This window comes from Paenibacillus macquariensis (genome assembly GCF_900156375.1).
In the GTDB taxonomy this organism is placed as follows: domain Bacteria; phylum Bacillota; class Bacilli; order Paenibacillales; family Paenibacillaceae; genus Paenibacillus_AQ; species Paenibacillus_AQ macquariensis.
Window position 1 is genome coordinate 432,436 of record NZ_FTNK01000001.1, and the last position, 26,822, is coordinate 459,257.

At 43.0% G+C, this 26,822-nt stretch carries 19 protein-coding genes and 1 pseudogene; 7 read left to right on the forward strand and 13 right to left on the reverse strand.

Annotated features, from left to right (window positions below):
* Window positions 1-57: 57 nt before the first annotated feature.
* A complete protein-coding gene (locus BW961_RS02000; RefSeq protein WP_068589688.1) occupies window positions 58-363 on the reverse strand; it encodes a helix-turn-helix domain-containing protein in 306 nt (101 codons plus the stop codon).
* Window positions 364-909, reverse strand: a complete 546-nt coding sequence (locus tag BW961_RS02005) for an AraC family ligand binding domain-containing protein (RefSeq protein WP_068589686.1) — start codon at window positions 907-909, stop codon at window positions 364-366.
* 164 nt (window positions 910-1,073) lie between these two features.
* Here BW961_RS02005 and BW961_RS02010 point away from each other — a divergent pair, with 164 nt between their 5' ends.
* Complete coding sequence (locus BW961_RS02010; protein WP_068589684.1) at window positions 1,074-1,895, forward strand: phytanoyl-CoA dioxygenase family protein; 822 nt, start codon at window positions 1,074-1,076, stop codon at window positions 1,893-1,895.
* A 373-nt stretch (window positions 1,896-2,268) separates the two neighbouring features.
* A complete protein-coding gene (locus tag BW961_RS02015) occupies window positions 2,269-3,150 on the forward strand; it encodes an AraC family transcriptional regulator (protein ID WP_068589682.1) in 882 nt (293 codons plus the stop codon).
* Window positions 3,151-3,881: 731 nt separating this feature from the next.
* On the opposite strand, the gene BW961_RS30880 is transcribed toward BW961_RS02015, so the two are convergent.
* The 9 genes from BW961_RS30880 to BW961_RS02055 form a co-directional block, all read right to left on the reverse strand.
* The gene (locus BW961_RS30880) at window positions 3,882-4,025 is read right to left on the reverse strand and encodes a hypothetical protein (protein WP_156510162.1); all 144 of its coding nucleotides are present in this window, start codon (window positions 4,023-4,025) and stop codon (window positions 3,882-3,884) included.
* A 113-nt stretch (window positions 4,026-4,138) separates the two neighbouring features.
* Window positions 4,139-9,748, reverse strand: a complete 5,610-nt coding sequence (locus BW961_RS02020; RefSeq protein ID WP_068589680.1) for a golvesin C-terminal-like domain-containing protein — start codon at window positions 9,746-9,748, stop codon at window positions 4,139-4,141.
* Between the two features lie 369 nt (window positions 9,749-10,117).
* Window positions 10,118-11,347, reverse strand: coding sequence for an SGNH/GDSL hydrolase family protein (locus tag BW961_RS02025; RefSeq protein ID WP_244555837.1), 1,230 nt, complete (start codon window positions 11,345-11,347; stop codon window positions 10,118-10,120).
* Complete coding sequence (locus BW961_RS02030; protein WP_068589676.1) at window positions 11,344-13,575, reverse strand: FAD-dependent oxidoreductase; 2,232 nt, start codon at window positions 13,573-13,575, stop codon at window positions 11,344-11,346. The genes BW961_RS02025 and BW961_RS02030 overlap by 4 nt, the downstream gene beginning before the upstream one ends.
* 84 nt (window positions 13,576-13,659) lie before the next feature.
* A complete protein-coding gene (locus BW961_RS02035) occupies window positions 13,660-15,285 on the reverse strand; it encodes a response regulator transcription factor (protein WP_326110718.1) in 1,626 nt (541 codons plus the stop codon).
* Window positions 15,286-15,299: 14 nt separating this feature from the next.
* Window positions 15,300-17,021, reverse strand: a complete 1,722-nt coding sequence (locus BW961_RS02040; RefSeq protein ID WP_068589672.1) for a sensor histidine kinase — start codon at window positions 17,019-17,021, stop codon at window positions 15,300-15,302.
* Window positions 17,022-17,111: 90 nt separating this feature from the next.
* Complete coding sequence (locus BW961_RS02045; protein ID WP_068589670.1) at window positions 17,112-18,698, reverse strand: extracellular solute-binding protein; 1,587 nt, start codon at window positions 18,696-18,698, stop codon at window positions 17,112-17,114.
* A 65-nt stretch (window positions 18,699-18,763) separates the two neighbouring features.
* Window positions 18,764-19,633, reverse strand: a complete 870-nt coding sequence (locus tag BW961_RS02050; protein WP_068589667.1) for a carbohydrate ABC transporter permease — start codon at window positions 19,631-19,633, stop codon at window positions 18,764-18,766.
* 12 nt (window positions 19,634-19,645) lie between these two features.
* Window positions 19,646-20,593: an ABC transporter permease gene (locus BW961_RS02055; RefSeq protein WP_068589665.1), complete on the reverse strand. Its 948-nt coding sequence runs from the start codon at window positions 20,591-20,593 to the stop codon at window positions 19,646-19,648.
* 400 nt (window positions 20,594-20,993) lie between these two features.
* Between BW961_RS02055 and BW961_RS31020 the strand changes: the two are divergent.
* From BW961_RS31020 to BW961_RS02075, 5 genes and pseudogenes are all read left to right on the forward strand, one after another.
* Window positions 20,994-21,152, forward strand: a pseudogene (locus BW961_RS31020) (IS110 family RNA-guided transposase); the annotation flags it as partial.
* Between the two features lie 153 nt (window positions 21,153-21,305).
* Entirely contained in the window at window positions 21,306-21,674 is a 369-nt protein-coding gene (locus BW961_RS02060; RefSeq protein WP_082867611.1) for a YhjD family protein, read from the forward strand.
* Between the two features lies 1 nt (window position 21,675).
* On the forward strand, window positions 21,676-22,944 hold the full coding sequence (locus tag BW961_RS02065; protein ID WP_068589663.1) for a DNA polymerase IV: 1,269 nt from the start codon (window positions 21,676-21,678) through the stop codon (window positions 22,942-22,944).
* Window positions 22,941-23,441 carry a YhjD family protein gene (locus BW961_RS02070; RefSeq protein WP_068589659.1) on the forward strand — a complete coding sequence of 167 codons (501 nt, stop codon included), beginning with the start codon at window positions 22,941-22,943 and terminating at the stop codon, window positions 23,439-23,441. The genes BW961_RS02065 and BW961_RS02070 overlap by 4 nt, the downstream gene beginning before the upstream one ends.
* A 471-nt stretch (window positions 23,442-23,912) precedes the next feature.
* Window positions 23,913-24,275 carry a hypothetical protein gene (locus BW961_RS02075; protein WP_156510161.1) on the forward strand — a complete coding sequence of 121 codons (363 nt, stop codon included), beginning with the start codon at window positions 23,913-23,915 and terminating at the stop codon, window positions 24,273-24,275.
* 141 nt (window positions 24,276-24,416) lie between these two features.
* Here BW961_RS02075 and BW961_RS02080 read toward each other — a convergent pair whose 3' ends face one another.
* A complete protein-coding gene (locus tag BW961_RS02080) occupies window positions 24,417-24,704 on the reverse strand; it encodes a stage VI sporulation protein F (protein WP_068589653.1) in 288 nt (95 codons plus the stop codon).
* Between the two features lie 63 nt (window positions 24,705-24,767).
* Complete coding sequence (gene recG, locus BW961_RS02085; RefSeq protein ID WP_068589932.1) at window positions 24,768-26,819, reverse strand: ATP-dependent DNA helicase RecG; 2,052 nt, start codon at window positions 26,817-26,819, stop codon at window positions 24,768-24,770.
* Window positions 26,820-26,822 lie beyond the last annotated feature (3 nt).

The following is a 26,822-nucleotide window of genomic DNA, read 5'->3' on the forward strand; positions in this document are numbered from 1 at the left end:
GAAACAACCGGTTCTACCACTTGTGCCAATCATCTCGTTCTGAACGGGTACTCTACTTCAAAAAATCGGATTACTCGGTTTCAAGTGATAGCGGTAGGCTGAAGGTGCTACATTATTATGGACTTTAAAAAGCTTACTGAAATGATAAATGTCCGTGAACCCAAGCGTATCGGCGATCTCTGATACGGATAATGGGGTTTCTGTTAGCAACGTCACTGCTCGTTCCAGTCGCAAGCGGGTTATGCTTTCTTTTAAAGAATACCCGGTATTCAATTTGAAAATCTGGCTGATATAACGAGAGTTCAAAGCAAACGCCTCTGCTAGTTCGTTATAGTCAATTCGTTGGTCGATTCGGTCTCTCACCTAGTTCGTTACACCCTGAATAATTTTCTGTTGACGAAGCTTGGCTTCACTCCATTCCTCCTGAGAGGCATGTGCCTTATATAGGAGAAGAAGAACATGCTTCATTAAAGAATGGAACTCCTCCTCGATCCAAATATCCTTCCTATCAAGAATGTCCAATAGTTGATTCAAGTGCTGCTCGAATCCAAAGGAATCCTGAACACGTGTCAACCTCGAAGGCAGCTCCTCGGAACGAAAAGCTTGCTGTGTAAGAGAATGGGTTAAGCTAAAATGATGGTAGATAACGGTTAGCCGATCTTCGGGATTTTGTGTCGCATGTATACGATCCATCGGACGGGTTAGGAAACACGTACCTTTGTTTATAGAAAAGTATTCATCGTTAACGTTCATTGAGCCCGTGCCTGAAATGACGTACCAAAGATCCCAATCCTGTGGAAGGAGACGAGGATTCCAAGACCAACCCGGCTCACATTTAACTTTTCCCGAATTATAACTACACTTGATCATCGCGTGTTGGAGAAAATCTGTCGGCGGTTGAATATCCATTTTTCGCGCTCCATTTCAAATTTATCCTCTTCATCACAATAGGATTCAGGCTAACTCACTATGTATCTATATACAAATCCTATATAACTAGAGATATTTGGTTTTGAAATCCTAACTGGTATATTTGAAATGTAAAAAGTTCATATAAGGAGTCGATATAAGCTATGAAATGGCAGACAGAAGAAGAGATTTCTAAATTCATGTACAAGTATGATCAGACATACACACCTATTCAAAATGTTCATCAATTTTCGAATGACCAGGTAGTTGAGTACAAAGATACAGGTTTTTTTGCAATTGATCCTCTATTTAGCTCTAAGGAAGTTACGGAAGCTGCTGATGGACTTATGAACTTACTGTTGAAAGATGTGAAAGGAGCCAAATTACAATTTACTAAACCGCAAGATCAACTGCATACGGACTTGGATAAGGAGCTAGCTATTCGAAAGATTTATGATTTCGTAGAGGAAGAAACCTTGCATGCGATTGCTTATCACCCCACTTTATTAGGGGTCTTGGAGATAGTATTAGGTGAAAAACCAGTACTTGTTCAGCACATGGCATTAATGAAACCCCCACATGGAGGTGGTGAAAAGCCATGGCATCAGGACATGGCCTTTGGTCCTCTCGCTTTTAACAAGTCAGTAATAGGAGTATGGATTGCTTTAGATGAGGCAACGATAGATAACGGATGTATGCACATCATTCCAGGCTCTCAAAAGGAAGGATGCATTCCACATTATGCCGAGAGGGATTGGCAGATCTGTGATAGCAGTGTGCAGGTAGATAAAGATGTCGTGGTGCCCTTGTCCCCTGGAGGTACGTTGTTTTTCCATGGACTGATCCATCATGGCACGCCTTCCAATCAGTCTGCGAAGGGACGCCGTGCACTGCAATTTCACTTTGCTCCGGAATCAGCTTTGAAGATGTCGCCACAGGAATACAAACGTGCCTTCACCAATGAAATGACAGATGCGCAATGCTAAATTATTATAATTAAATGGTTCTGCTCAAGGGAGACCTACAGAATTATATGATCATCATGTCGCTTCTGTAGGTCTCTCCTTTGATAGTTTTATCTGCCATCGGAAAATCAACGAGAAGCATATGACAATCCTACAATAGTAGGAATGACACCTTTGTCTACTTTATAGCTCATATCGTTTTCCTCCAAATGACGATAATTAAACATATGAAAAGAGCATTTACTGACTCATATGTTATACAATGGTTCCATTACCATTATATTAAATCAATAGGTTTCAAAGTTACACTGCGTTGCATAGAATTGTTGTTTTCTTAGCATGATTCATTAGGGCATGTTACACTATTCTGAGTCGATCATCAGGAGGCCTACATATGATGAAATTCTTTGAAGATGTAGCATTACATGAAATTCCCTATCGCTTTAGCTATCGCAAGATAACGACTGACATTTACAAGGGGTTTTACCATTTCCATCAAGGAATGGAATTTTTATATGTGCATCAAGGCACCGGACAGATTATTATAAATCGTAAAGTATATGTTATTCAATCTGGCACCTTTCTTTACCTGCAGCCTTATCAACTACATCACATTCAAGTCGAAGTTCATCCAGATACCCCATTTGAACGAACGATCATCTCCTTTGAGCCCTCTATATTTGAAACCTATTTCAATTCATTCCCTCACTTGAATGCTTATTTTCAGTATTTGTGGAAAAATGAGCTAGAGGAACAAGTGCTCTATCAAATTGATAGTAATAGTGTTATCAGCCAATTATTCCAGCATCATTATGTTGGGCTTTCTAAGTATCAGCAGTTCGATGTTAAACAGCAAAATTTTGCTTTACTCCTGCTGCAGGTTTTTCAATTTCTCTTTGCAACAGATTTTGGAAATCCGATGAAAAATGGATTGAATCCTCAACGACAACTTCGTTATTCTGAAAAAATCATGAATTGGCTTGAAAGACATTATTCAGAAGAAATTTCACTCGATACGTTAGCGGATTTTCTGCATGTATCCAAATCTTATGTATCCCGTATCTTTAAACAAGAAACAGGCGCTACGTTGACTGATTATATTCTCGCTAGACGAATCAGACAAGCCTGTGTGATTTTAATAACTAGCAACAAAGGGATTGAGCAGATTAGCATTGAGGTGGGGATGAATAATTTCCCTTATTTCTGTCAGTCTTTCAAAAAACTAGTTGGCATGACGCCAATGAAATATAGAAAAAAGCTACTACAACAGGACTGATTGAGAGGCAAGGAAAAGCAACGTCTAGGTCACTATACCTTTTATTAAAATCGATAAATGTTACATAAGCTTACCAAGCATGTGAGAAACATAAGCCTGACGATCTGCGAAAATGGCTGATCGTCTTCAGTGTTAGAAGGCTCAACCTTGATCCAAATGTGTGTAAACCGACAATTATTCCTGACGGCAAAAACCTAGTTCGTTATTAATAACGAAAAAAGAAGGAGGATCTTTACAAACATCTCTCTCCTTCTAATTAGATAGTTTACAATGTCCCCCTGCTTAGTTTTCCTTAACAAGCTGATTTGTCAGTTTGTCCAACTTTTCGATCTCGATCGTGACTAAGGTCTTATCCTTCATGTTCTTCAAAGGATAAAAGTGTCCCGTTAGTTGAATGAATGATATGGGTCTCAGCAGTATCTGTCTTCAATAACTTTTAATCTTACTTATTCTTTATCTTTTATCTTCCACTAATTTATAAAAGGCGATCATTTTTCTTCTCTTTAATTTATAATTATCGCCGCTTTTACTCTTCCTCAAGAATTTGCTTTCCCCCTCCAGATGCTCTTTAATGAAGTGTCTATACAAGGGTACCGTAATAGTTATCTTTATCTTTATCTTACTTATATTTATAACGGTATTTTACCCTCCATCAATACATAGCATTGAGAGTTATAATAGAACTGCTGCGAGACTATGTAAACTCCTCAATCATGCTCGTTTATGAGTCTTTACAGAAATCGGATTAGATAAATCATGTACAGGTTGATATCGCCCTGCTGATCTAGCATGAACAGCATCGTGTAAATATCACCCAGTTGTGAGCCTTTAAAGTATAGATTAAACACCGTCGGATGCTCCGACATTTGTTCCAAAAATATGCTGTCTTCTTACATCATCGATTTACAAGCATTTTGCATAGCTCAATACTAAATTCCAAGAAAAAAAAGAGCCGATTGGATCGTTCTCATCCACTCAGCTCTTAGGGTTATTTTACAATGACTTGTATAACATCACTTACCGTTGTTCCACTTCCATTCATAAACTCGCCGCGATATTGATAAGTGCCAGGAGCTTTTCCTGAAATTTGTGTAATGGCCGATTGAGCACTTGGTGTTTGTGAAGATAAAGATTGCGTTTCAATAAGTTCGCCATTTTCATATAAACGATACTGTGCTGCGTTCGTGCCCCACCACATATTAGCAGTAATGTTATAGTTCCCATCTTGATCCCAGTTGTCACTGGACAACACGGGTTTGCCGGGATTCGCCTCAGCCACGGTGACGGTGTGTGGATCACATGAAGTCGTTCCATACAAATTCGATAACTCACATGTATACACATAGGTTCCATTTGGCTTACCTTGAATAGGAATAATGGAAGTCTGGGCAGCTGGCGAAACATCGGCCAGTGACTTCGTTTGGATCAATTGGCCATTCTCGTACAACTTATACAGTGAGCCATTGTTTCCCCACCACATATTCATCGTAACCTCATAATTGCCATCATTTAAGCCTGTCGCAACACCGCTATTATTCGAAAGTGTCGGTTTACCTGGCACCCCATTTGCAGGCAACGCCGGACTGACGGAATGCCGTTCGAACTTGACTGCATCAACCCTCGTATAGATCATATCGGCAGGTAGAGTTGGCGGATCTACCGTTGTCGGAGTAACCCTGGTTAAACGAACATACTCGCTACCGTCTCCAGTAAAGTCGAACGTTCCTAGATTAACCCAACCCGACGAGCCGACTGTTGCATCGATATACGTGACCTCGGTAACCGACTGATGCTTCACTTCCACTTTGACATAATTATCGTTTGCCGTCGTATGGACGAGCTTGTAGATGGAGACCGTATATTTCCCCTCTGGAAACTGGCCTTTCCACGTCGCTGATGATCCTTGAACTGTAGAGTAACGGGACTTAACACCAATTTTGTATCCGGCTAAATTGCTCTGGCTCCAAGACCCTTCTGTCGTGTATAACCCAGTCGTATTCGTGCTGTCGACAATAACCGTTAGGTCCCTGATCGTTATTGTCAAAGGCGGTGTTGTTAAGGTCACTCCGTCAATCGTTACAGTGGCCCATACCTCAATGTGATCCGTTTCCACATCGAGACTTAGAAGGGTCAACAAACCGCTACTGTCCACTTCAGCCAGATCGGTTCGATCAACGAAATACTGCACATTTGCCTGTGCTAGATCACCAATCAGACCGTTATCCAAATAGCCGGTTACGCTCAGTTGTGCGGTTTGAGTCATCTGAAGTTCGTCCCGATCCGACAGGATCACCGCAGACTCCAATTGCGGCATCTTGTTCGGGTCCACCCACATCATCGCATCGGCAACTACTCGTGACTTATTGGCCTTATTGGTTAATTCCACGTACCCACTATCGCCTGCTGCAAAAGGATAAGCACCCAGGTGCACCCAAGTCCCATTGGCCGTTGTCTCATCAACGGTAACCGTCTCGGAGCCCCCGCTATAATAAACGGTAAATGAGGCATTCGTTGCCCAATTTTCACTCGTAGCGGTTATTTGCGGAAGCTTGTAATACACACTGTAAGTAACACTCTCCGGCAGCTCAGGCCGCCATACAATTCTGCTTGTCGCTGTGCCGGCAGTCGATTTGGCATACACATAGTTATCATAGTAATAGTCGTTAGCCGTTGTATCCCGTATCCAGACGCCTTCTGTCTCCGCCTCTGTATTATCCACAATGATAGATGAACCATCCTGCCAATCCGGTTGAACTGGAGTTACCGTTACCTGATCAGGCAGATAGAGTGTCCGCTTGCGAGTCTGTTTCCCGTCCGATTCCACATAATAAGTGAAGGTTTGGGATAAATCGTTTACCCGTATCGACCATTCCATCGGATATATCGTATCTGGAATGGTCGTATACGTAGCCCCGCCATCCAAGGAATAATGGATCGTCGCTGGTTTCGTCGTTTTTGCCTGCACATAAGCATCGTAGGCCGTTTCGTCGGGCTTGACGATCAGCATGCCTTTAACCGCATCTATTGGACTGTGGATATCGAAGAAATAGCTTGCATCCGATGTATCAGCAGTTCTGACCTGGTGCAGCGGCACATCAATATCTAGCCCCTCCACAATGATAGCGGTTATTCCCTTGCTTGAAACCGTGGCTTGAATGATTCCGCCACTCATAACCGCTTGCTCTGGTGTGCCATTGTCGCGGATGATGGTTACGGTATAATCTTGTACCGGGTTGAACCCAATGATTTGCGCATTCAATTCGATCGGAGTCTGAACTTCAGCTGTCGATTCGTTGCTTAATCCGATATAGAATTTATTTCCACTCTCTCCCGTTATCCAATTCAATTGAGGATGATTGGTCTGGATAATCCCCTTGGGCATCCAGAGCCAAACGTCGGAATTGCCGTAAAAATGACCTGGTTTATTTCCATAGAGATGATATTTGAACCATAAAAAATTAGTTTCGAATACGGACGGGAATGAAATACTCCCATTCGATTTCAGCGATTGTTCGCTGATCAGATAATCCATCGTTTGCCCGAGCTGCGCCGGCATATGGTGATAATAGATGGATGTAGCCCCGCTTGGACCTTCCAGAGGAAAATTCGGCTCCAATTGACTAATGGCGAAGCCCTTATAGTAATAACCTGGATAGCTGGAATATCGTCCGATGACCGCATTATGAGCGATATCCTGCAGCAGTTTATCGCCTGTATAGAGCGACAATCTCAGCATGAAAGGAGCCTCCTGCGCATTCATCCGATAATAGCCAGTTGTACTTCCCGCCTCAAATGTCAACCCGTTGGGTGAAATAAGCCAACTTTCCGCTTGTACGCCCCCGGCTACGTCTTCAGGGAGCTTGCTCCTAGGATAATCGTATTTACCACTTTCCGGCCAATGGAACGACTCCGCGTAATTATACGTCTCCGGCTGCGGAATCGTAACCGTGCCTTCAGTAACCGGACGAGCAACGAACATGGTGGCGTACCGTTTGGCTTCCTTGTACGCGGCATTCAAGTATTTGGGATCCTTCGTTTCCTCGTAAAGCTCCAAGATCTCCATCCACAGCTTGCTATAATAATAAATAAACTCATTTTTACTCACATTCACGGATTCAGGAGTATCGATATGTTGAATGATATAGCTGTCGGCTGCAGCCTTGGCAGCCTGTAAATACCGTGCATCCCCCGTCATACGATACATCATAAGGGGCTGAATGATAGGCCCCCGATCTTTCTGGTCAGGATCACGCACAAGGTACTCTTCCTGCGCCAGCGCCCCAATTCCTGCCGAAGTACCCATCATCTGATTGACAGCGGATACGCTTGAAAAATCAAACGGCAAGGTTGCCATTTTCCATAACGACGGCACACCGTATACTGGCTTCTGCGTCGGCGACCAACCTATACCATTTCGCGATAAGCCATACTGGACGGACGGCAATGCTCTCGTATCGTAAAGCTGGTCATCCCCAGTCAAATAGTAAGCCCCCAAAAGAACCGCATTCGAGCTTGTTCGAACACTATCCTCGTTTTCGATGTCAATAAAGCCCTTGGCACGGCTCCACCACCCGCTGGGTGACGGGACATAATCAACAGAGTCATCCCCTTGCGGCTCTATCTTAAGTAAATCGATCATATTGAACATCGCGTCAGTAAGCGACTGATCTGATACATTATCCCGGTATGCGGAATAACCGTACTCATTGCGAAGAATATCCGCGTAGGACTCATACAAATTGCTTTTTTGAGCGATTAGTCCCATATGAAATTGATAAGTGCTTTCTGCGGTCATTTGCGAATAAGTCCCAAATTGAGGAGCATACAAGATTGGCTGCACGCTGCCTTCGTTGTTGACAAGGCTCATGCCAAGCCTTTGTTTCGTAACACCTCCCGTCGGTTCAAATTCAACCGGAAGCTCATCCGAAGGTACAAATACCCCATACGTCAATGGATTCCCCGAACCGTCATTCTTTTCAACCAGACTCATTGGAGCGCTTAGCTCCCTTAAGCTTGTTGATTCCACCGAACCTACCATTTTTGCATGTGACCTGAAACCATTTAACACTTCATTGACGCCAGAGATTTGCTCTGTTGTGAAAGACTGATAGCCGATCACATAATTACCATCCCGGCGAGGTGTAAAGGCGAAGGAAACATCAGGTTTTTCTCCTGCCATGGACCAGTTCACTTGAAAATCGTAATCGCTTCCATGTGAAGAATCGGTTAATATCGCAGTGTGGCTGTCGGGGAAATCGATCTCGTCGAATGTAATCCAGCGTTTGTTCATCGTATCGTAGTAATTGGTTCGACTCCCCGCATTCCCATCCAATAAGACCCATTGTTCTTCAAGTCTTTCCGCCACATTATTGATGACAGGCACCCAGTTCCCCGTATCCGTGTCCTTGTAGAACATATCACGAACGATGGATTTGCCTCCATCCCAAGCTGCTTCATAGAAGGTCGCCTTATAGCTAGCATTCTCGATGCTGCCTTTTTCCGTGTAACTGAGATTCGCCAATGTACGGCTGCGCAGCGGAGGCAACGGCGGAGCTTGCTGCCGGATATCCCCTTCAAACTTGACCGCATCGGCCCGCGTAATGATCGTTCCGGTCGTAGGTTGCGTTCGAGTCAGTCTGACAAATTCGCTATCATCACCACTGAAATAATATGACCCCAAATCAACCCATCCGACCGATGGGCCCGACGAGGGCCTCAGATCCATAAACATGACATCCGTAATCCCATTGTGAACAATTTCGATTTTAACATTACTATCTGCTTTATCCGCCCAATCAAGCTTGTTGAACGAAATTCTCGCCGTCCCTGCTTCCAATCGCGGATTCCATGTGATGCTTCTTCCTACAGCATCGGTAAATTTGGAACTGGAATTATTATATCCCTTCACTCCCGTACTTGTAGTCCAATAAGGAGCGGAGTACCCGTTATTCGCGTTATCTACATCAGTGGTGACGACATCATCAATCGTGATGCTTCCATCATCAATGATGATCGTCTTATAAGGCTCTTTTTGCTGAATATTCCCTTCGAACTTGACCGCATCAGCACGAGTAAGTATCGTGCTGGTTGTGCTGGTAGACCGAGTCAATTTAACGAATTCTTCACCAACCCCGGAAAAATAGTACTCTCCCAAATCAACCCATCCCGCAGGAGCGCCAAATGAAGGTCTCAAATCCATAAAGAGAACATCCGTCGTTCCATTGTGAACGATTTCAATTTTTACATTGCTATCCGCCTTATCCTCCCAGTTAAGCTTGTATAACGATATTCTCGCCGTTCCCGCTTCCAATCGTGGTTTCCATGATATCGTTCTGCCTTCTGTACTCGTATATTTGGAACTGGAGTTATCATACCCCTTCACCCCTGTACTTGTGGTCCAATTCGGAGCCGAATATCCGTTGTTCTCGTTACCCACATCAGGTGTCACAACATCATTGATCTTGATGCTCCCGTCATCGATGATAATCGTCTTATACGGTAAGGTCTCCGCATAAGCGGTCCTTATTCCGACTAGGCTGAAAGGAACTAATATCGTCACGATGAAAACGATTAAGAAAAACAGCTTCCTTTTTATCATACAACTCACAGCCTCCCTTAAGTTGATAGCGCTTTCAAAATATTAATGCCCTCCTTTGTTCGAAGATCGTAAAAAAGCAATTAGCCTTATCCTTCTGGCTAATTCCGCTCCGTCGTTTTTATCATAGCATGTCACATAACCATCAAATTTCTTTAATTTCAAGAATTTCTTATAAGATTTTAAGCAAGAAGAAACGACTTTGTCGTCCTTTAAAGACGACGACCGTTTCTCGTAGAAATATAAGGATAATTTATAGCATGTAACATATAAATTCTTATATTTAAAAAAAGAAACCTACATCATAACTGACCGCTCAACTGCAGTCAGATATGATGTAGGTCTTCCAATTGGACAAAGCCTAATGATCAATTATAATGGCGGCTGCACCAACAACAACTTCCCAAGCTGGATCACCGTTTGATCGTACCAATCCGTATGCTGCCGAACATGCTCTCTACTTCGTTCATTGCCGCATGCCTCAAACACGGCCGCTTTGTCTGTCTTCTCGGTATCGACTTCGAAGCGAACCGTATGTTTCCCATTCGGGAGCTCCGGCAAGAATACATACTGATTTCGATTATGATCGTTGTGTGGTGTGAATCGATCGACAAGAAAGGGTTCCCCACCATCCACCGACACCTTCAATCTGCCAGAATCAGGCCCCCCGATATCGAATAGCCCGATATGGATTCCCTCGAACTGCACCGTGATAGCCTCTCCAGGATCGACTGCTCGCCATAGGCCGGGGAATAACCAATTGTACTCGCGCACTAAAGCAAAATCATCGGGAGTCATGTAAGACCATCCTGCCGAAAAATTAGTAAGACTATCCAGTGACAGCATAGCGGCGTACTCCCAAGGATTGGCCGTTACCAAAGGGTCCTGAGGCAAGTTATGTTCGACCCTTCCCCCGCGACCTTGAAGTTCGCTAATTTTCTCAAACGACCGGGTGATTGTATCCGTGTATATCTGGTGTCCTTCGGGAATGGTCGGATGGATCGAATCATGCGTAAAAACAACTGCTCCGGGAATGGACACGTCTTCCTTTGAGGTAAAAACGAGTCTTCCCTCCGACACCAAGTGACTGACCGCTACGCCCAGATGAATCGAAGGAATACCGTAATAGTCGCCCACTTCATCTTGCATTAGAGCCCCCTTCTGGTATTCCCCAGACTGAAATCCGACCACATCCCGCTCCTTCAGCGTATAAACGAACAGGATATCGGTAAACCGGCTCCGCTTGCGGATCTGACGGACAATTCCTTCGATCCGCGCCTTGGATTCGGGATCTCCGCCATCGTTACCGACAAATTCAACAAATACTAGATCAGGCTGATGACGCAGTACATCTGTCTCCAAACGGGCACAGCCCAAATCCGATCCTGTCCCAGAAATGCCTGCATTCACAGAGCGGATATCCGCCTTGGGATATTGCTCACGAAGCCAATCCGCCGTCATGACCCTGTATCCTTCAGAACGGGTATTACTGCCGCCGAAATAGACGATTGTTACTGTTTCCCCATTTTCCAACTTCTGAATTATATTAGGGAGCCCTCTTCGAGGGAATAATTCCTTCATCGCGACTTCACCTGACCTCATTTATCGTTTTTAGGAGCAAACAATTTTATAGCAAACACTTCAAAATAAGGCGAACCATAAGTTGCACAGAAATCAAACCGGATTCGGGTTACACATTTCGCATCCACCTTATGTTTATTCAACGTAAGATAATTCCCACGGATTTTAATTTCCCTCTCGGTACCGTCTTCTAAGGTCAAGGTCACATCATAATCTTGGATAAGTGGCTCGATAGGATCGTCGAAATGCTCCAAATCCAGCTGCGAATTGAAAACAAGATGGATTTCGTCCAGATTTTTGGGGCTTGCAAAAAAGAATTCCAACCATTCCTGTTTTTCCGTACGTTCAGAAATCCAGCCGTTCGGTTGGCCATAAGGTCTGGAGTAGCCATTGACGACATTCTCAGGATTATACATATTCTGAGATGGCATCAGGTCCTCAAAGCAAATGCTCTTATTGAATTTCTTCAGCCTGGACGGCTCTTCCGGCCGATAATGGAAGCTGACCGCTCCTGTCATTTTCTCTTCATTGCCGTATACGGCAATGCTCGCCGTACCTTCCAATACGATGTAGATTTTGTCGTCAGCCGGCTTCTTGCAGCCCAAGTCTAGCGTAATCCAGTCGTCATGACCGGCTGCGATAACCAAGCGGTAGTCTTTCAACTCGCTGGTGGGAATGTAGTTTTCCTTCCGTTCCCCGCCAAACAGCTTCACATGCAGAGTTTCCAAATGCTCGGACATATTTTTAATTTTGATCCGTACGCTTTCAGCCACGGATGTCTGAATCGGCAAGACCAAACATAACCCTTTCTCCAAGGAAATCTCTTCGGTTGGATGAAGATTGTCATAGCTGCGCTGAGACGAGGCACGAATAGTTAATCCGTCAGCGAAGTAAGGATCCAATTCCTCTTGAAGCCCTACAATCGTTTGCCCGTCTCGAAGCAGCAGCGTCTGCAGCTCCCCCATATGAGCTTCGACTATGGCCGCGGGGTCCACCTCATATTTCAAGCATAACGAAGCAGCCGTTCCAACCGCCTGCCCCATACAACCGCAGGTTGCCATTACCCTTGTAGATCCGAAAGCCACATGGGTAGCACTTATATTGCGACCAGCGAACATGAGATTAGGAATATTTCGTGAATATAAACTGCGGAAAGGGATATTGTACAATCCAGGCACGAAATTCCATGCTGTAGCCGGTCCCTCATCGTAGATGCCCTTATTAGCATGTAAATCCATATACCATCCTCCGACGGATACAGCATCTTCGAAATGCGGCTTTGCTGTAAGATCGTTCTGAGACAACATGTGATCCCCAATAAATCGCCTCGACTCCCGCTTTCCCGGAATCGGGCATACATAATCCAAGATGAGATTGTCTACATCATCAAATTCGCCGCTATTTTTGATATAATCCCAAATCCCGTACACCAATTTCCGCAGCTCCAATGCGATGTCTTCATTATTCTTGATAATATCCATATGTCCGCCGTATTCCAGCCACCACAATCCGCCAAGCCCGTTGATTTTTCTTGGAAAAGCCCGATGGTTTAAGCCTTTTCTGATACTATCGAAAAAGGCCAACTTCGTAATATCATACGCAAAGCCAGGCCTTTTGTATGGAACGGAATATTCTACGTCACGGGCTTGAAACAGGATCGTATCGCCCATGGTGTAATGGTCCGCCACTTCAGGAGCCAATTCTTCCTTGTATTCATGCTTCGCTTCTCTCCCCCATCTGAAGAGAGCACCTGCCTGATATCCGACAACTCCATCTCCGGAGCAATCGATGTAGGTTCGACTTTCAAAACGAAATTTTCTTTCGGAAGCCAATTGAAGGCCCTCCACCCATTTAATTCTGCCGTTCTCCATGCCCGTTTCATGCACGCATGTATTCAGAAATAGAGAAATGTTAGGCTCATCATAGACCATATCCAACAAGACCGTATCCGAAAGCGAAAGCATAAGCTTCTTGTTGTATAACGGATTATAGTGAAAAATCTTCAACTTGAGTTCTTCCACCAACCCGCCCTCGCGTGCATAATAGGATGGACTCTTTCCGAGATATGCCGACCCGTTGATATGAACCCTGACCTCGCTGCTCGCATTTCCCCCAAGAACCGGTCGATCATTAATAAGTGAAACTTGCAGCCCTTGGCGTGCGGCAGCAATGGCAGCACATATCCCAGCAATACCTCCGCCTACGACGGTTACATCTGCTTTAATAAGCTCCATTTTGATAACCTCCATGATTAGATCCTTCTATCATGGTAATCCTTTTGTTCCCTTTTTTTTTACATGATTTCGCGAAAAATTCACACATTTTTTACAACCTTATTTGGATTCATACCGTGTCATTTTTATCCGATATTGCTTAGGAGTATCACCCGTATATTCTTTAAATAATTTGCAAAAATAACCTTCATTCACAATTCCTACTTCCTCGCACAATTCCAATAAAGAATAATCCTGAACATTTAACAGCTCGAGAGCTAATTGAATTTTTTTACGGTTGATGTAGCTGATAACGCCCTCGTTCATTGTTTTTTTGAATAAGCTACTAAAATACGATGGAGCTAAATTCACTTCCTCGGCAATCGCCTCGAGCGTTAATCGCTGTTTCAGGTTTTTCTCTATAAACCGCATAGCACTCATGATTTCTACACGATGTAAAAGTTGACCAGCGTGTACATATTCGAATGTGAAGTCGCCAATATAGGCAAGCTGCTCCCAAAAATCCATAAATTCTATAGGAAACTCTGCTACTTCCGTGGTCAACTTGTTCCCCGATTTAAACTTCACAGTAATGTCTCTGTACAAGTCTCGTAGCATAGGCGCCATGATGGACTTATGGATTTTATGGTCCGTAACAAATTGGTTCAGATCAGCAAATGCTTTCTCCAGCTCTTCCTTGGGAACCTTTCTTTTCACCCAAGCAAGAAAATCAGCCAGTTTCTGCTGGAAGTCCTCTTTTCTGTCATTATGGTAATGGAACCGATGCATGGGTGTTTTTACTACTTTCTCTGTATGATAATAGAAATCATCACTCACATTTTGAGCTTCCGTGTAAGCTTGTTTGATGGATTCCCAGCCTCGGTGCGGACCTCCAAAAGCGACGGATACCCTTTGATTCAAATATTGATGCAAATGGGAGACGATCTGCCCCCCCAATGTCTGGCAAGCATATTCCGTTTCCATATCACTGCGATTATTTTCCCAGGAAAGAAAGCCAATTAAACGATTATCGGATAGATCCGCAGCTACACCTCTGCCACCATTCATCACAGTTTCTTCGATTATATTCGTAATCGCATATTTCAAGATGTTTTGATCAGACGCTGAATATTCGTTTCGGAAACTTTCATACAGATTCATTTCAACAATGAAGCAGCAATAGTTGGCTTGAAAGAAATGGAACTGCATGCGATTGGCAAAATCAGATGCCCGATGAGAAGGAATTTCGCCTCTGATAAGCTCGTTAAAAAATTGCTTGTGGACTCTATATTTATTTTCAAGCACGGATACGTTTAACGATTGAAATTCCGCTTCTTTTTTCTTAACCTCATTTAAAATCCCGGCTGCCTTATCTAAAGCTCGATCCAAATCTGCTTCCCTGAGCGGAACCTTAACAATGTACTCCAATACGTTGGCTTGAATAGCTCTCTGGGCGTATTCAAAGGATGAATAGGCGGTCAAAAGAATGTATTGGGTATGGGGAAGCTTTGGCTTTAGCTGCTCAATCATGGAAATTCCATCCATACGCGGCATAACGATATCAGATATCACGATATCCGGCTTAAGCTTTACGATCTCCTCTATCCCCTTCAGCCCATTATTCGCTTTTCCCACTAAATGAAATCGCCTATCCCTATGGGAGAGCTCGTTAAAAAACAATTCCAATCTCTGAATGATTAGATCTTCATCGTCAACAATGACGCAGGTGTAGTCTCTCACCATCATCCATCTCCTTTAAACTAGCCTGCTGGGAATAAGGCGCGAACACGGGTTATTTCCTTAGGTATGCTTATGATTTGGAGCCCGAACTGTTCTCCGTAGTGAAGTCTTATTCGGCCATGAATATTATTTAACCCGATTCTTTTCCTTTTCACTTCCACATCACTCGGTTCTGAAATTAAAATATGCTTTATTTTATCAGTTGGAATTCCCTCGCCTTGATCAACTACTTCTATGATGACGATGCCACCCTCCCTGTACCCATGAATAGTAATAGGGCCTTCGATCCCCCCTCCGTTATAACCATGGAAGATACTATTCTCTACAAGGGGCTGCAGCAGCATTCGAAAAACCGGAAAATCCAATAACCCTTCTTCGATATTCTCAATCAAGTGGAAGTGCCTGTTATAACGGATGTTCTGGATCGCGATATAGTCCGATACATTTTGCAATTCCTGACGTAGTGAAACCTTCTCCGAAGCGTCGGCTATCCCGTATTCCAATATTGAAATGAGAGACTCGATCACCACATCTACTTTCTCTATTTGTCCGAGTCGTATGACATTACTGATAGAACCAAGCGTGTTATACAGAAAATGAGGGTTTATTTGAGACTGCAGCACTTGGATTTCCAGCTTCCGCTCAAGTTCATTATGAAGCTCCGCTCGCTGAATCAATTCCACAATTTGCTGCAGCATACGATCGAATGCTCGGGAAAGATCTCCAAACTCATCGTTTCGGTTAATCGATATTGTAGTTGTGAGGAAGCCTTGCTCCACCCGCTTCATTTTTGTTTTGAGCGCATAGAGTGGATTCCTTATATATTTGGCAATAAAAAAGGAAATGAGCAGACTTAAGAGAAGACCTGCAGCTAGAAGCTCGATATAATAGGTTTCCAATCTGGACAAAGCAGCTTTCAAGCGTGACTCATCGTTGATCGAGATGATGGTCCAGTTGAATTTCTCAGTCGGTTTTTTCAAAAGGGAGACCGGAATGCCATCCTTGGTATGCAGTTGAAGGCTTGTTTCTGTAGTATCCAGAATTTGTTCCGCTGACGTTTCACCGATTGAAAAAGTATGATCTTGAATATTCAGTGGTCCTTTATTTTCCGAAAATCCGGCGATGATTTTCCCCGATGCGGTGATTAGAGCCAAATTCATTTGTTCTTTTTTATTAATCTTGAACAAGGTTTCTTCAATGGCATTTAGATCCAAATCTACCGCAATGGCCATAGGAAATGGAGCGCCGTTCAGATATCGAACCATCGTAACTGTCCAGCCGGAATATTTAGATTTGTAAGGATCACTGACAAATGTAGTCCTTCTGTTCTTGTCAGCCGCCTCAAACAAAGGTTCTCTTTCAGATAAAGGTTCATCGAATATTCGGGTAGGTGTACTTCCGCCTAGAATGGATAAATCGCTTTTGATCAAATAAATATTACTGACGTAATTACTGTTGAGTTCATACAGCTCTCTTAATTGCTTTTTAATCACTTCCGTATTGTCAATGTTGGCTTTCACCGATGTTTCGACCGAGAACAGGATCGTCTGGAAGGAGGAAAAATTAACTGTGAAATACTGATCTACCTTGTCAAGTATTTGGTTGGTGTAATAAATGTCTGTGGTTCTTATTTCCTTTTGGACATAGCGATAAGACAATTGGCTTATTAAGATTATGCAGCTTAATACAAATGCAAACACGATAAAAAATAATTTTAAAGGCAAGCTGATTCTTCTTCGCATCGATCATCTTCCTTTTATATCCGTATTAAACTAATAATAGCATATGACAATAAAGAGAGGGGCTACTTATAGCCACTCTCTTCGTTTAATTCACTTGATTATGCCTGCTTCTTTAAATTGCTTGATTGCGTTGTCCTTATATTTCTGCATGTCAAACTTGGTATCCAACGTTTGGAGGAAATTCTCCCAGTTGGAAAGAGGGTCTTTGCCAGTCATAAATTTGACCAAGCTTTCATTAATGAAACGCTGGCGGTCAGCTGCCAATGTATCGCTCGGGTCTTCAGTCAATAAATTCCCGGGCAAAGTAGGCGCCACGTATTTCTGATTGTTCTTAAAAGCTTCTGCCGTCTTAGGATTCTGGAAGCTGAAGTACTCAGCATCATCACCACGACGCGGCATTCTATAATGATCGACCCATTGGTACTTTTCTTTCATTTCCTTCGATAATTCGGAGGTTTTATTTTTGATCTTGCCGTCCACCCAATCCCAATGAATCCCTTTAATTCCGTATGCAAAATTCGGATATGCTTCTTTGTCCGTAAAGAGATAATTCAGCATTGACAAGATCCGAATGATTTTGTCCTTATCCGCTTTCTTGGATATGGCCCATGAATTGCCTTGGAACGATTTTCTCTCTACAATTTGATCACCATAAGGACCTATCATTGGAGGAATGACGATCCATTCCGGCACCTCTCCACTGATTTCTTTCATTTTCTGCTGATAATCTGGTTCCAGCCTACGGGCATCTCTTATCATGAAGCCAACTTTACCCTTAAATAACTTTTGGTCCAACAAATCGGGCGAATTCATCGTCACCCAGTCTGGATCTACAACTTTGGCTTCCATCATTTTATTGATATAAGCGAGCGCTTCTTTCATTTTTGGGTCGGTAAACAGTAACACCGGTTTATTGTCTTTCACTTCAATGGCTGAGGGAGGATTGACGCCAAACATCCACATCAAACTATCGAAGCCGTAGGTTTGCAGATTGCCTTCTTTATTCATACCGCCTATGAATCCGTACGTATCGTTTTTGCCATTACCGTCCGGGTCTTTCTCTGTAAAGGCTTTCATAACTTCAAATAGCTCGTCAGGTGTCGTTGGCACTTCCATATTCAGCTTTTTCAGCCAATCATTGCGGATGAAGAAGCTTCGACTGATACCGTTTACATTATCATAACCTGGAACTCCAATGGTTTTTCCTTGATAGGACATCGCCTCCCAGGAGTCGTTGCTAAAACGTTTCTGCAATTCAGGAAATTGATCCAGATACGGTGTCAAATCCGCAAGAACACCTTGGTCATAATATTGCGCGAGATCAGCCCGGCTCTTCAAGAAGATCAAATCTGGAATATCTCCGCCAGCAATGAGCGTATTTAATTTAGTCGTTGCTTGCCCTGATTGAGGAATCATCATTTCCAAGTCGATATTCACTTCTTTTTCCAACATTTGGCGTTGGATATCTTCTTCACGGGGAGGAAGCGGAGCAGCCGCGTTGAAAGTGCCTTGGTTAAACATCGAGATTTTCATTTTGTTCGCAAACTGGTTAGGCTGGCCTTGCGAATTACTCGAAGCTGTCGATATAACTTCTCTTTGTTCCCCACATCCTGACAATACCGTTCCCACACCCACTATTGCTGTCAGAATAGCAAATGTAATCGCTTTACGTTGCATAATGACCTCTCCTTTGCTTATATATTATCACGGTTTCCCCGTAACAACTCAGGTTGGAATGCCTTTTAACCTTTAACCGATCCCAAGAGCACACCTTTGGTAAAATGCTTTTGCATAAATGGGTAAACGATCAAAATCGGAACCGTAGTCACGACAACTGCAGCCATTTGCACAGCGAACGTACTAACAGCTCCGGAATTGGCGAGCGAATCAGCGCTTTGTGTTGCGACGTTAAGCAGGATGTTGCGCAAGATAACTTGAAGCGGCATTAAGTTGGAATCATTGATATAAACAATAGCATCGAAATAACTGTTCCAATGCCCGACTGCGTAAAATAAGGAAACTGTGGAAAGGACGGGCAAGGACAGTGGTAAAATGATCCGCCATAACGACTGAAGCTCACTTGCACCGTCTACCCTCGCTGATTCCTCGATTTCAGCAGGCAATTGCTCGAAAAAGCCTTTAATGATCACCAGATTAAATGCACTAATGAGTTGTGGAATAATCAATACCCACGGACTGTCTAGCAATCCCAGAGAGCGGATTAGTAAATATGTCGGAATTAATCCTCCCCCAAACATCATGGTAAAGACAATGAATAGTAAAAATGAGCTTCGCCCCGGCAAATATTTTTTGGATAACGGATAAGCCGCTATTACCGTAAAAAACACATTAAGCACAGTCCCTACAATCGTTCGAAACAATGTAATTTTATACGCCTGCCCGATACCATGAGAAATGAATACTTCCTTATATGCTAGAAAGGTAACGGTTTCTGGTATAATAACAATTCCTCTTCTTAACACTTCCGATTCTGGCGTCACTGAAACAGCAACCACATATAGAAAGGGTAGTAAGCAAAGTAGGGATAGCAAAATAAGAATAAAATAAACGACTGCTTGCCAGACTTTTTCCCCGATTGTCAAATTGATCATTTTGAAACCACCTCACCAAATTTGCCCATCGAATTTTTTGGCGAGCTTATTTGCTGCCAAAACTAAAGCAAATCCGATGACAGCTTTAAACAATCCCACAGCAGTAGCCAAGCCAATCTTAAGACGCTCCAACCCTTCACGGTATACCCAAGTGTCGATAATGTCGATCTTCTCCTGATTAAAGCTGTTGGCAAACATGAATATTTGGTCAAAGCCAGCATCCAGAATATGGCTTAATTTAAGGATCAGCATCAGAATCATGACTCCTCTAATGCCGGGAAATGTTACATGCCATAGCTGTCTCCACTTGGAAGCGCCATCAATCCGAGCCGCTTCATATAAGCTTGGATCGATTCCTGCTAATGCTGCAAGGTACAATATCGCTCCCCATCCAATATCCTTCCATATTTCAGATAAGATGATCAGCAGTCTGCCCCAGGCAGGTTCCGTTAGAAATGAGATGGGTTCAACACCAATTTCCTTCAAAATCATGTTAAAAAGACCATCCCCTGGGGCTAATAATGCCACCATCATTCCATAAACAATGACCCATGATAGAAAATGGGGCAAATAAGTGATCGTTTGTACGATTTTCTTAAACCATTGGGTATAAACTTCATTGAGCAGCAAAGCAAGTACGATGGGAGCGGAGAAACCGAACAATAGCTTATACAGCGATATGATAATCGTATTTCTCATGATGTCCCAGAAATAAACGCCGTTCATAAAATCTGTAAAATTTTTAAATCCCACCCATGGGCTATCCCATAGTCCCAAAGCAAGGTTATAGTTTTTAAAAGCAATAATGATTCCCGCCATAGGAATGTATTTGAATACGGCAAAGTAAACTAATGCCGGGAACAAGAGAGCATACATCACTTTATACTTTTTTATCGTTCTTATCCATGAATTCCGCTTTTTGGGGAGGGGAATGGCGTCCGCTGCCAATTTCGCTTGCATATCATCACCTCGTCTTTATTTATACTTGTATAATAGCATCCCCCTATTGGATAAATTTCTGTAATTTCAAGAATTTCTTATAAGATATTAAGTAAGTACAGCGGGCTGTAGACCCGTTTCGTACTCCCATCGTACAGAGGCGCTCTTTTTTATTCAAATTCCAAATTATTTGTTTCATAGGAATTCTAACGGGGAACGTTAGTTCAATATATTTGCTGGTTTCTAGTACTTCAAAGCATATTTGTCACCCAAATGTCTTGAAGTAACAAATAAAGTTCTGAAGTATGGATTGCAGTGAATATGAAAATAATTTACGGACAAGTGAAAGCACCTAGAAACGGTTGCGCTCACTCTGTCCGATTTTTCATGCCTATTGTATTGGAATTATCCAAGTATGACGAACAAAGAATTCATGGCTTTGCATCAACATAATGTTCAGGTCAAAAAGCTGAAATGAATGAAGTCAATTATGAAGTTATGTGGGAAATTAGCTCGCATACTAGTAGGTCTGGCACGTAACAATCAAGCCTACAAGCCAGATAAAGTCTTTGTTTTATGAGCAAAACCGACCCCCACCCCTTAGATAGGTGTAACGAAGGGACCGCCAGAACATTTAATGTAGCCTACTTCCAAAAAATACACTTGCATAACGAACGTCTGTTCGGTGTATAATAAAACAAGAATGTACGTTCTCATTATGGTGGTGTGAAATATGAATAGTAATCTAAGTATGGAGACAGAAGAAGATATTCAAATCATTAAGGAATACACCCTGCTACCTATCTTGTTAGATATGTTAGCCAGGGATATAGACCATTTAATGATCTATAACAATAAAATCATATACCAATATGTTATTTGTCAGCTGAGAGATGTTGAACAATCCATATATCCTGTATTGCAAAAGCTCAAGCGTAGCATGAAGCAACGACATATTAGCATCTTGAATACTGAACTGAATACGCTCGGCGTTGAAGTTGAATATAAAGTTCGTGGCTATATTCATCATTTCAATATGTTGCGAGGTCTAATAAAGGCAGAAATATTCACTATGCTTATGAGCTTACGTGGAGGCGGTTAATATGAGTAAGCAACGTGAACGGGTTATTTTCCTGGCAGATTGCCAAAGCTTCTACGCTAGTGTGGAGAAAGTAGAGCATCCTCAATACAAGGATAGACCTGTTGCTGTAGCCGGTGATCCCGCACGTCGCTCAGGTATTATTCTAGCCGCCTGCCCTATAGCCAAGAGTTATGGAGTCACTACAGCAGAACGATTAGGTGAAGCCCTGAACAAATGCCCTGATCTCGTCATCATGCGTCCCAGAATGCAACATTATATTGATGTTTCGCTTATGATCACACAAATTTACAAGGAGTATACCGACCTCGTTGAGATATTTTCCATAGACGAGCAATTCCTTGACGTCTCCGGAAGTCTACGTATGTTCGGAGATCCTACAACGATGGCCCAATCCATACAACAGAAAGTTCTTAAACAGACAGGCGTGAATGTACGGGTAGGTATTAGCTCCAATAAGATGCTTTCCAAGATCGCAACTGACATTTGGGCAAAAAAGAACAAAAGTGGCATATTCACCTTACCTAAGTCAGACATCGAAGCCTTATTATGGCCACAACCTGTAAACAAAATGTTCGGCGTAGGCTCTCGTATGACGTCACACTTCTTACGTCTGGGAATGCACACCATTGGTGATATTGCGAGAACGCCCTTACCTCGTTTGAAAGAACAATTTCGAGCGCGTTTTGGGAAACAAAGTAACATTCAAGCGGAGGTCATGTGGAGAACAGCTAACGGATTGGATGACTCCCCTGTGACACCGGGTACTTTTAATACAGCACCTAAGTCCGTCGGTCATATGATCACATTACCTAAGGACTATATTGAAATGGATCACGTAAATACGATACTTCTAGAGCTCACAGAAGAGGTCTGCCGCGACTGTCGCCGTAAGGGCTATATGGGTTCCGTCATTTCAGTGAGTTGTATGTGTAGCCCTTACGAAGATCCTACAGGTTTCTCTCGACAAATGAAGATGCTTGATCCAACTAATAACACGAATATCGTCTTTGAAGCCGCCAAGACACTCTTTTACCGTTACTGGGATACCCTTCCCGTGCGTCGCATTGGACTTACCCTTAGCAACTTTGCATCTGATCAGGAATATCAATTAACTTTATTTGAAGATCAGATCAAGTTACGAGCGCTAGATAAAGTCACAGATACGATAAAAGATCGTTTCGGCAGTATGGCTATCATAAGAGCATCATCACTGACCACTTCAGGCCAGGCATTAGAAAGATCGCATAAAATCGGAGGTCATTATAAATGAGTAAAAAACTAGAAGGCAATGGATTGTGGGAATCGAGTCGTATGATGCTACCTCAGCACAAAGAACAATCGTTAGCCCTGTCTATTCACAATGACACCTCTCCTAAGCCTCAAGAGCCTCTAACAAGAAAGGAAATGGACATGATGCGGGAATACATCCTTCTTCCTGTCGCACTCCACATTGTTGAGAAAAAGATCCTCGAAGTAGAAATGTCTCCTCAGATGCTTAAGTTACTCTACTCCACAGCCGCCAAAGTGCTCGCTAACCATATACGAGAAGATATACAGAAATCTAAAAAGGTTCTTTTTGAAAGAAGTATTCGCGTATTTGAAGACAGCAAGAGTGATTCCGAACTCACCTATCGCTATATTTGTCGTGGAATGGAGGATCAATTTGTGATGACTAAAGACTATATGCGAGCTGAGGTCAGCGTCAGGATTGGACGATATGTGCGAAGTTTGGCTACGGTTATGAAAGAGACGGCCACCCAGAAATAGGCTTCAAATACTTCCATGTTCGGCTTTTCCAATGTTCGCATATGTAAGGAGTACGGTTGATGAACCAGCTTGGGAGTAGACAATTCCAAATTGAATATTCCCTCCTTGGCATTCCATCATATAGTATGAAACTCTCCGCACAAGCTGCGAGAAATTAATCCCGTAGCGATTAAACATAAACTTTTATTCAATATATCGAAATAATCTACTTCTGCCTTCAAGACTATATTCCAATGCTATTTTCAACTCTTTCAATAGATGTCCATTAGAGATCCTATTAATCCCACTCATTTCCAACATCAAACCACCATCTAACTACACGTATGATGAACTTCTTCTAATATTAACCTTCAGCTTGTAGACAACAATAAAAAGCTGATCGGCCTGTTTGAGATGGCCTCTCTCGACAACATTGAAGGGTTTAAAGCGACCATCACAGCCGATAAAATAACAACTGCGGATGGCACCCAAGTGGTTAAAGGACCATGGGAGATAGATTTCACCATTACTTCGGGCAAGCAAAAGATAAAGGATATCAACCTGGCTATTGAAAATGAAAAGCTGACTGTCACCAAAGTAAGTGTTTCTTCCATCGGTGTGGCTATTGAGGGCAAAACAGATGACACGAATAATGCCTTGCCTAAATATATTCCTGAAGTTAAGGTGATCGCTGCCGACGGTAAAGAGATCATTCTGAACTGCAGTTCCACTAGTACCACGAAAAATGGATTCCAGTGGCTGTACAATCTTGATACCAAATCCAACTATGCTTTCTTGGGTGATATGGACATCAAGAGCGTAAGCATTGACGGCACAACGTTTGACATGAAATAAAAAAAGATAGGTATATACATTTGAACTTAATTCAAGATTCGATAACAAGTTTCTCATCTAGCTAATGAAAATAATGGTAGACAATTCAAGAAAAATAGCCCCCGGGGTAATCCCCCGAGGGATTTACGCATTAAGTATGAACTACCGAAACATACCCCATAATTTAATCAGATGAAATGTATTATTAGGATCAATACGTTGACTTAAGACAAAACGAACAATTTGTTCTTCTTCCGTAGGTGTAAACTTTTCATGCAACTGACTTCCTATTGACTTCACTAATCGCTGTACCTTAGGACCATTTTGCAAATCCTGTTTAGTAATGCCATCAAGGAGCCCTTTAACACGCTCTTTCATAGCTGGATTTTTCATTTTAAGCTTAATCCGCTCTACTAACTGCGGGCTGATTCCATACTGCTGATAACCCAAAGATAGGCACCTCCCGTCAATTCAATCTCTCTCAGTATATGACGACAGGGTTGTCCAATGTGCCTAATCCATCAGATTTTCTTGGAAAACCTCTTCTTGTTGTAGGTAATTCCGAAGTGGCTCATACGAGGCGGATGTCCAAAAAGAAGCATCACCCACTAATACAGACACATCATCTCGAGCTTGTTCCAACACAGCGAAATCACTCACCATATCCGCGAGTCTGAATTCGGGTAACCCACTTTGTTTCGTGCCGAAGAAATCTCCAGGCCCACGTAAATCAAGATCCCGGCGAGACACTTCGAATCCGTCATCAGTCTCCGTCATAACCTGCATCCGTTCTTGTCCAATTTCAGACTTGGGATCAGCAATTAATATACAGAATGAAGCATGCTTCCCACGTCCTACACGACCTCGTAGCTGATGCAATTGAGAGAGCCCGAACCGATCAGCATCCATAATGATCATAAGCGTAGCATTAGGAACATCCACGCCAACTTCTACGACCGTAGTTGATACAAGCAGTTGCACTTCATTGTTATTAAAAGCCTGCATGATTTCTTCTTTCTCCGCTGGTGTCATTCGACCATGCAGTATGCCTACACGATAGGAGGGAAAAGCTTGTTGCATTTGAACATGAAGATCAATCACATTCTGCACGTCTATCTTCTCTGATTCCTCAATTAACGGACAGATCAGATACGTCTGCCGACCTTGATCTACTTCTTTAGAGATAAATCCAAGGACCCGGTCCATCAGACTATGCTTCACCCAGTACGTAGTGATCGGTATACGGCCCTTAGGACGCTCCGTAATCGTAGAGACATCCATATCACCAAATGCTGTAATCGCCAGCGTACGAGGGATCGGTGTCGCTGTCATCGTCAATACATCTGGGTTATAGCCTTTACGACGTAACACGCTACGCTGATTAACTCCGAAGCGATGTTGCTCGTCCGTGACGACCAATCCAAGATTTCGGAAGAATACCTCATCTTGAATCAAAGCATGCGTCCCTACGACGACATCGATCATTCCCATTTGTAATGATGCCAGTAGATCCTTACGTTTACGTCCCGTCACACTTCCTGTCAGTAGCCCAACTGAGATTCCAAAAGGTTCGAACAAACGGACAAGTGATCGCAAATGTTGCTCGGCTAATATCTCGGTAGGTACCATCAGCGCACCTTGGAATCCTGAACGCACCGATGCATACAGCGCAATAGCTGCGATAATGGTTTTACCTGATCCGACATCACCTTGAAGCAATCGATTCATACAATACGTTGCTCGCATATCACGCAAGATTTCCAGTTCCACTTTCTTCTGAGCATCGGTTAGTTCAAAAGGAAGACTTCTAACAAATTCGCGCACCACGGCATTCTCCACAGTATGTACTACGCCATCCATTCGCCCTCTAGTCACCGCTCGGTAAGCCTGCATCTTCAACTGGAACAGGAATAACTCCTCATACACCATCCGCTGTCTGCCTCGTTGTCCTTCCTTCGTATCCTCGGGAAGATGAATAATAGAAATAGCCTGCTTACGCGGCAACATTTTATACTTTTGCAAGATGTCCTGTGGAAGTATTTCTGGAATCAAGTCGCCATATTGCTGTAGCGCCTGTGCTATAATTTTACGGATCCACGTCTGCGTGATCTTAGCCCCTATAGAATAGACCGGTTGCAGCGTACCGCCTCGCTTCACGCCTTGATCCGGAAACTCCGAATCTGACACGGTCAGCTGCATCCGCTGTTGTTCCCACTTACCATTCAATATAATCTCACGACCTGCTGTCAATTGATCACGTAGAAATGGACGATTGAACCAAGTCGCTGTAAACATACGCTCTTCAGCCATCATCTTACAGCTTAAGCGTGATTTACTACCATACCGCTGCATGACAGGTATCCCTATCACCTTAGCCTGAATGGTGATCTTATCTCCGCTCTTCACTTCACTTAAAGAACGAAGCCGGTAGTCCTCATAACGATAAGGATAATACTCCAGTAAATCTTTGACCGTAAAAATACCAAAAGCGTGAAGCTCTCCTTCTTTAAGAGAACTCACGCCACGAACCTGTTTAACTGAAATTTCATTCAACTGAAAGCTCATATT

Excerpts from the sequence above, each read along its gene's own strand:
- BW961_RS02005 (WP_068589686.1), bottom strand. The coding sequence starts at position 909 with ATGGATATTCAACCGCCGACAGATTTTCTCCAACACGCGATGATCAAG.
- BW961_RS02010 (WP_068589684.1), top strand. The coding sequence starts at position 1,074 with ATGAAATGGCAGACAGAAGAAGAGATTTCTAAATTCATGTACAAGTAT.
- BW961_RS02015 (WP_068589682.1), top strand. The coding sequence starts at position 2,269 with ATGATGAAATTCTTTGAAGATGTAGCATTACATGAAATTCCCTATCGC.
- BW961_RS02020 (WP_068589680.1), bottom strand. The coding sequence starts at position 9,748 with ATGATAAAAAGGAAGCTGTTTTTCTTAATCGTTTTCATCGTGACGATA.
- BW961_RS02025 (WP_244555837.1), bottom strand. The coding sequence starts at position 11,347 with ATGAGGTCAGGTGAAGTCGCGATGAAGGAATTATTCCCTCGAAGAGGG.
- BW961_RS02030 (WP_068589676.1), bottom strand. The coding sequence starts at position 13,575 with ATGGAGGTTATCAAAATGGAGCTTATTAAAGCAGATGTAACCGTCGTA.
- BW961_RS02035 (WP_326110718.1), bottom strand. The coding sequence starts at position 15,285 with ATGATGGTGAGAGACTACACCTGCGTCATTGTTGACGATGAAGATCTA.
- BW961_RS02040 (WP_068589672.1), bottom strand. The coding sequence starts at position 17,021 with ATGCGAAGAAGAATCAGCTTGCCTTTAAAATTATTTTTTATCGTGTTT.
- BW961_RS02045 (WP_068589670.1), bottom strand. The coding sequence starts at position 18,698 with ATGCAACGTAAAGCGATTACATTTGCTATTCTGACAGCAATAGTGGGT.
- BW961_RS02050 (WP_068589667.1), bottom strand. The coding sequence starts at position 19,633 with ATGATCAATTTGACAATCGGGGAAAAAGTCTGGCAAGCAGTCGTTTAT.
- BW961_RS02055 (WP_068589665.1), bottom strand. The coding sequence starts at position 20,593 with ATGCAAGCGAAATTGGCAGCGGACGCCATTCCCCTCCCCAAAAAGCGG.
- BW961_RS02060 (WP_082867611.1), top strand. The coding sequence starts at position 21,306 with ATGAATAGTAATCTAAGTATGGAGACAGAAGAAGATATTCAAATCATT.
- BW961_RS02065 (WP_068589663.1), top strand. The coding sequence starts at position 21,676 with ATGAGTAAGCAACGTGAACGGGTTATTTTCCTGGCAGATTGCCAAAGC.
- BW961_RS02070 (WP_068589659.1), top strand. The coding sequence starts at position 22,941 with ATGAGTAAAAAACTAGAAGGCAATGGATTGTGGGAATCGAGTCGTATG.
- recG (WP_068589932.1), bottom strand. The coding sequence starts at position 26,819 with ATGAGCTTTCAGTTGAATGAAATTTCAGTTAAACAGGTTCGTGGCGTG.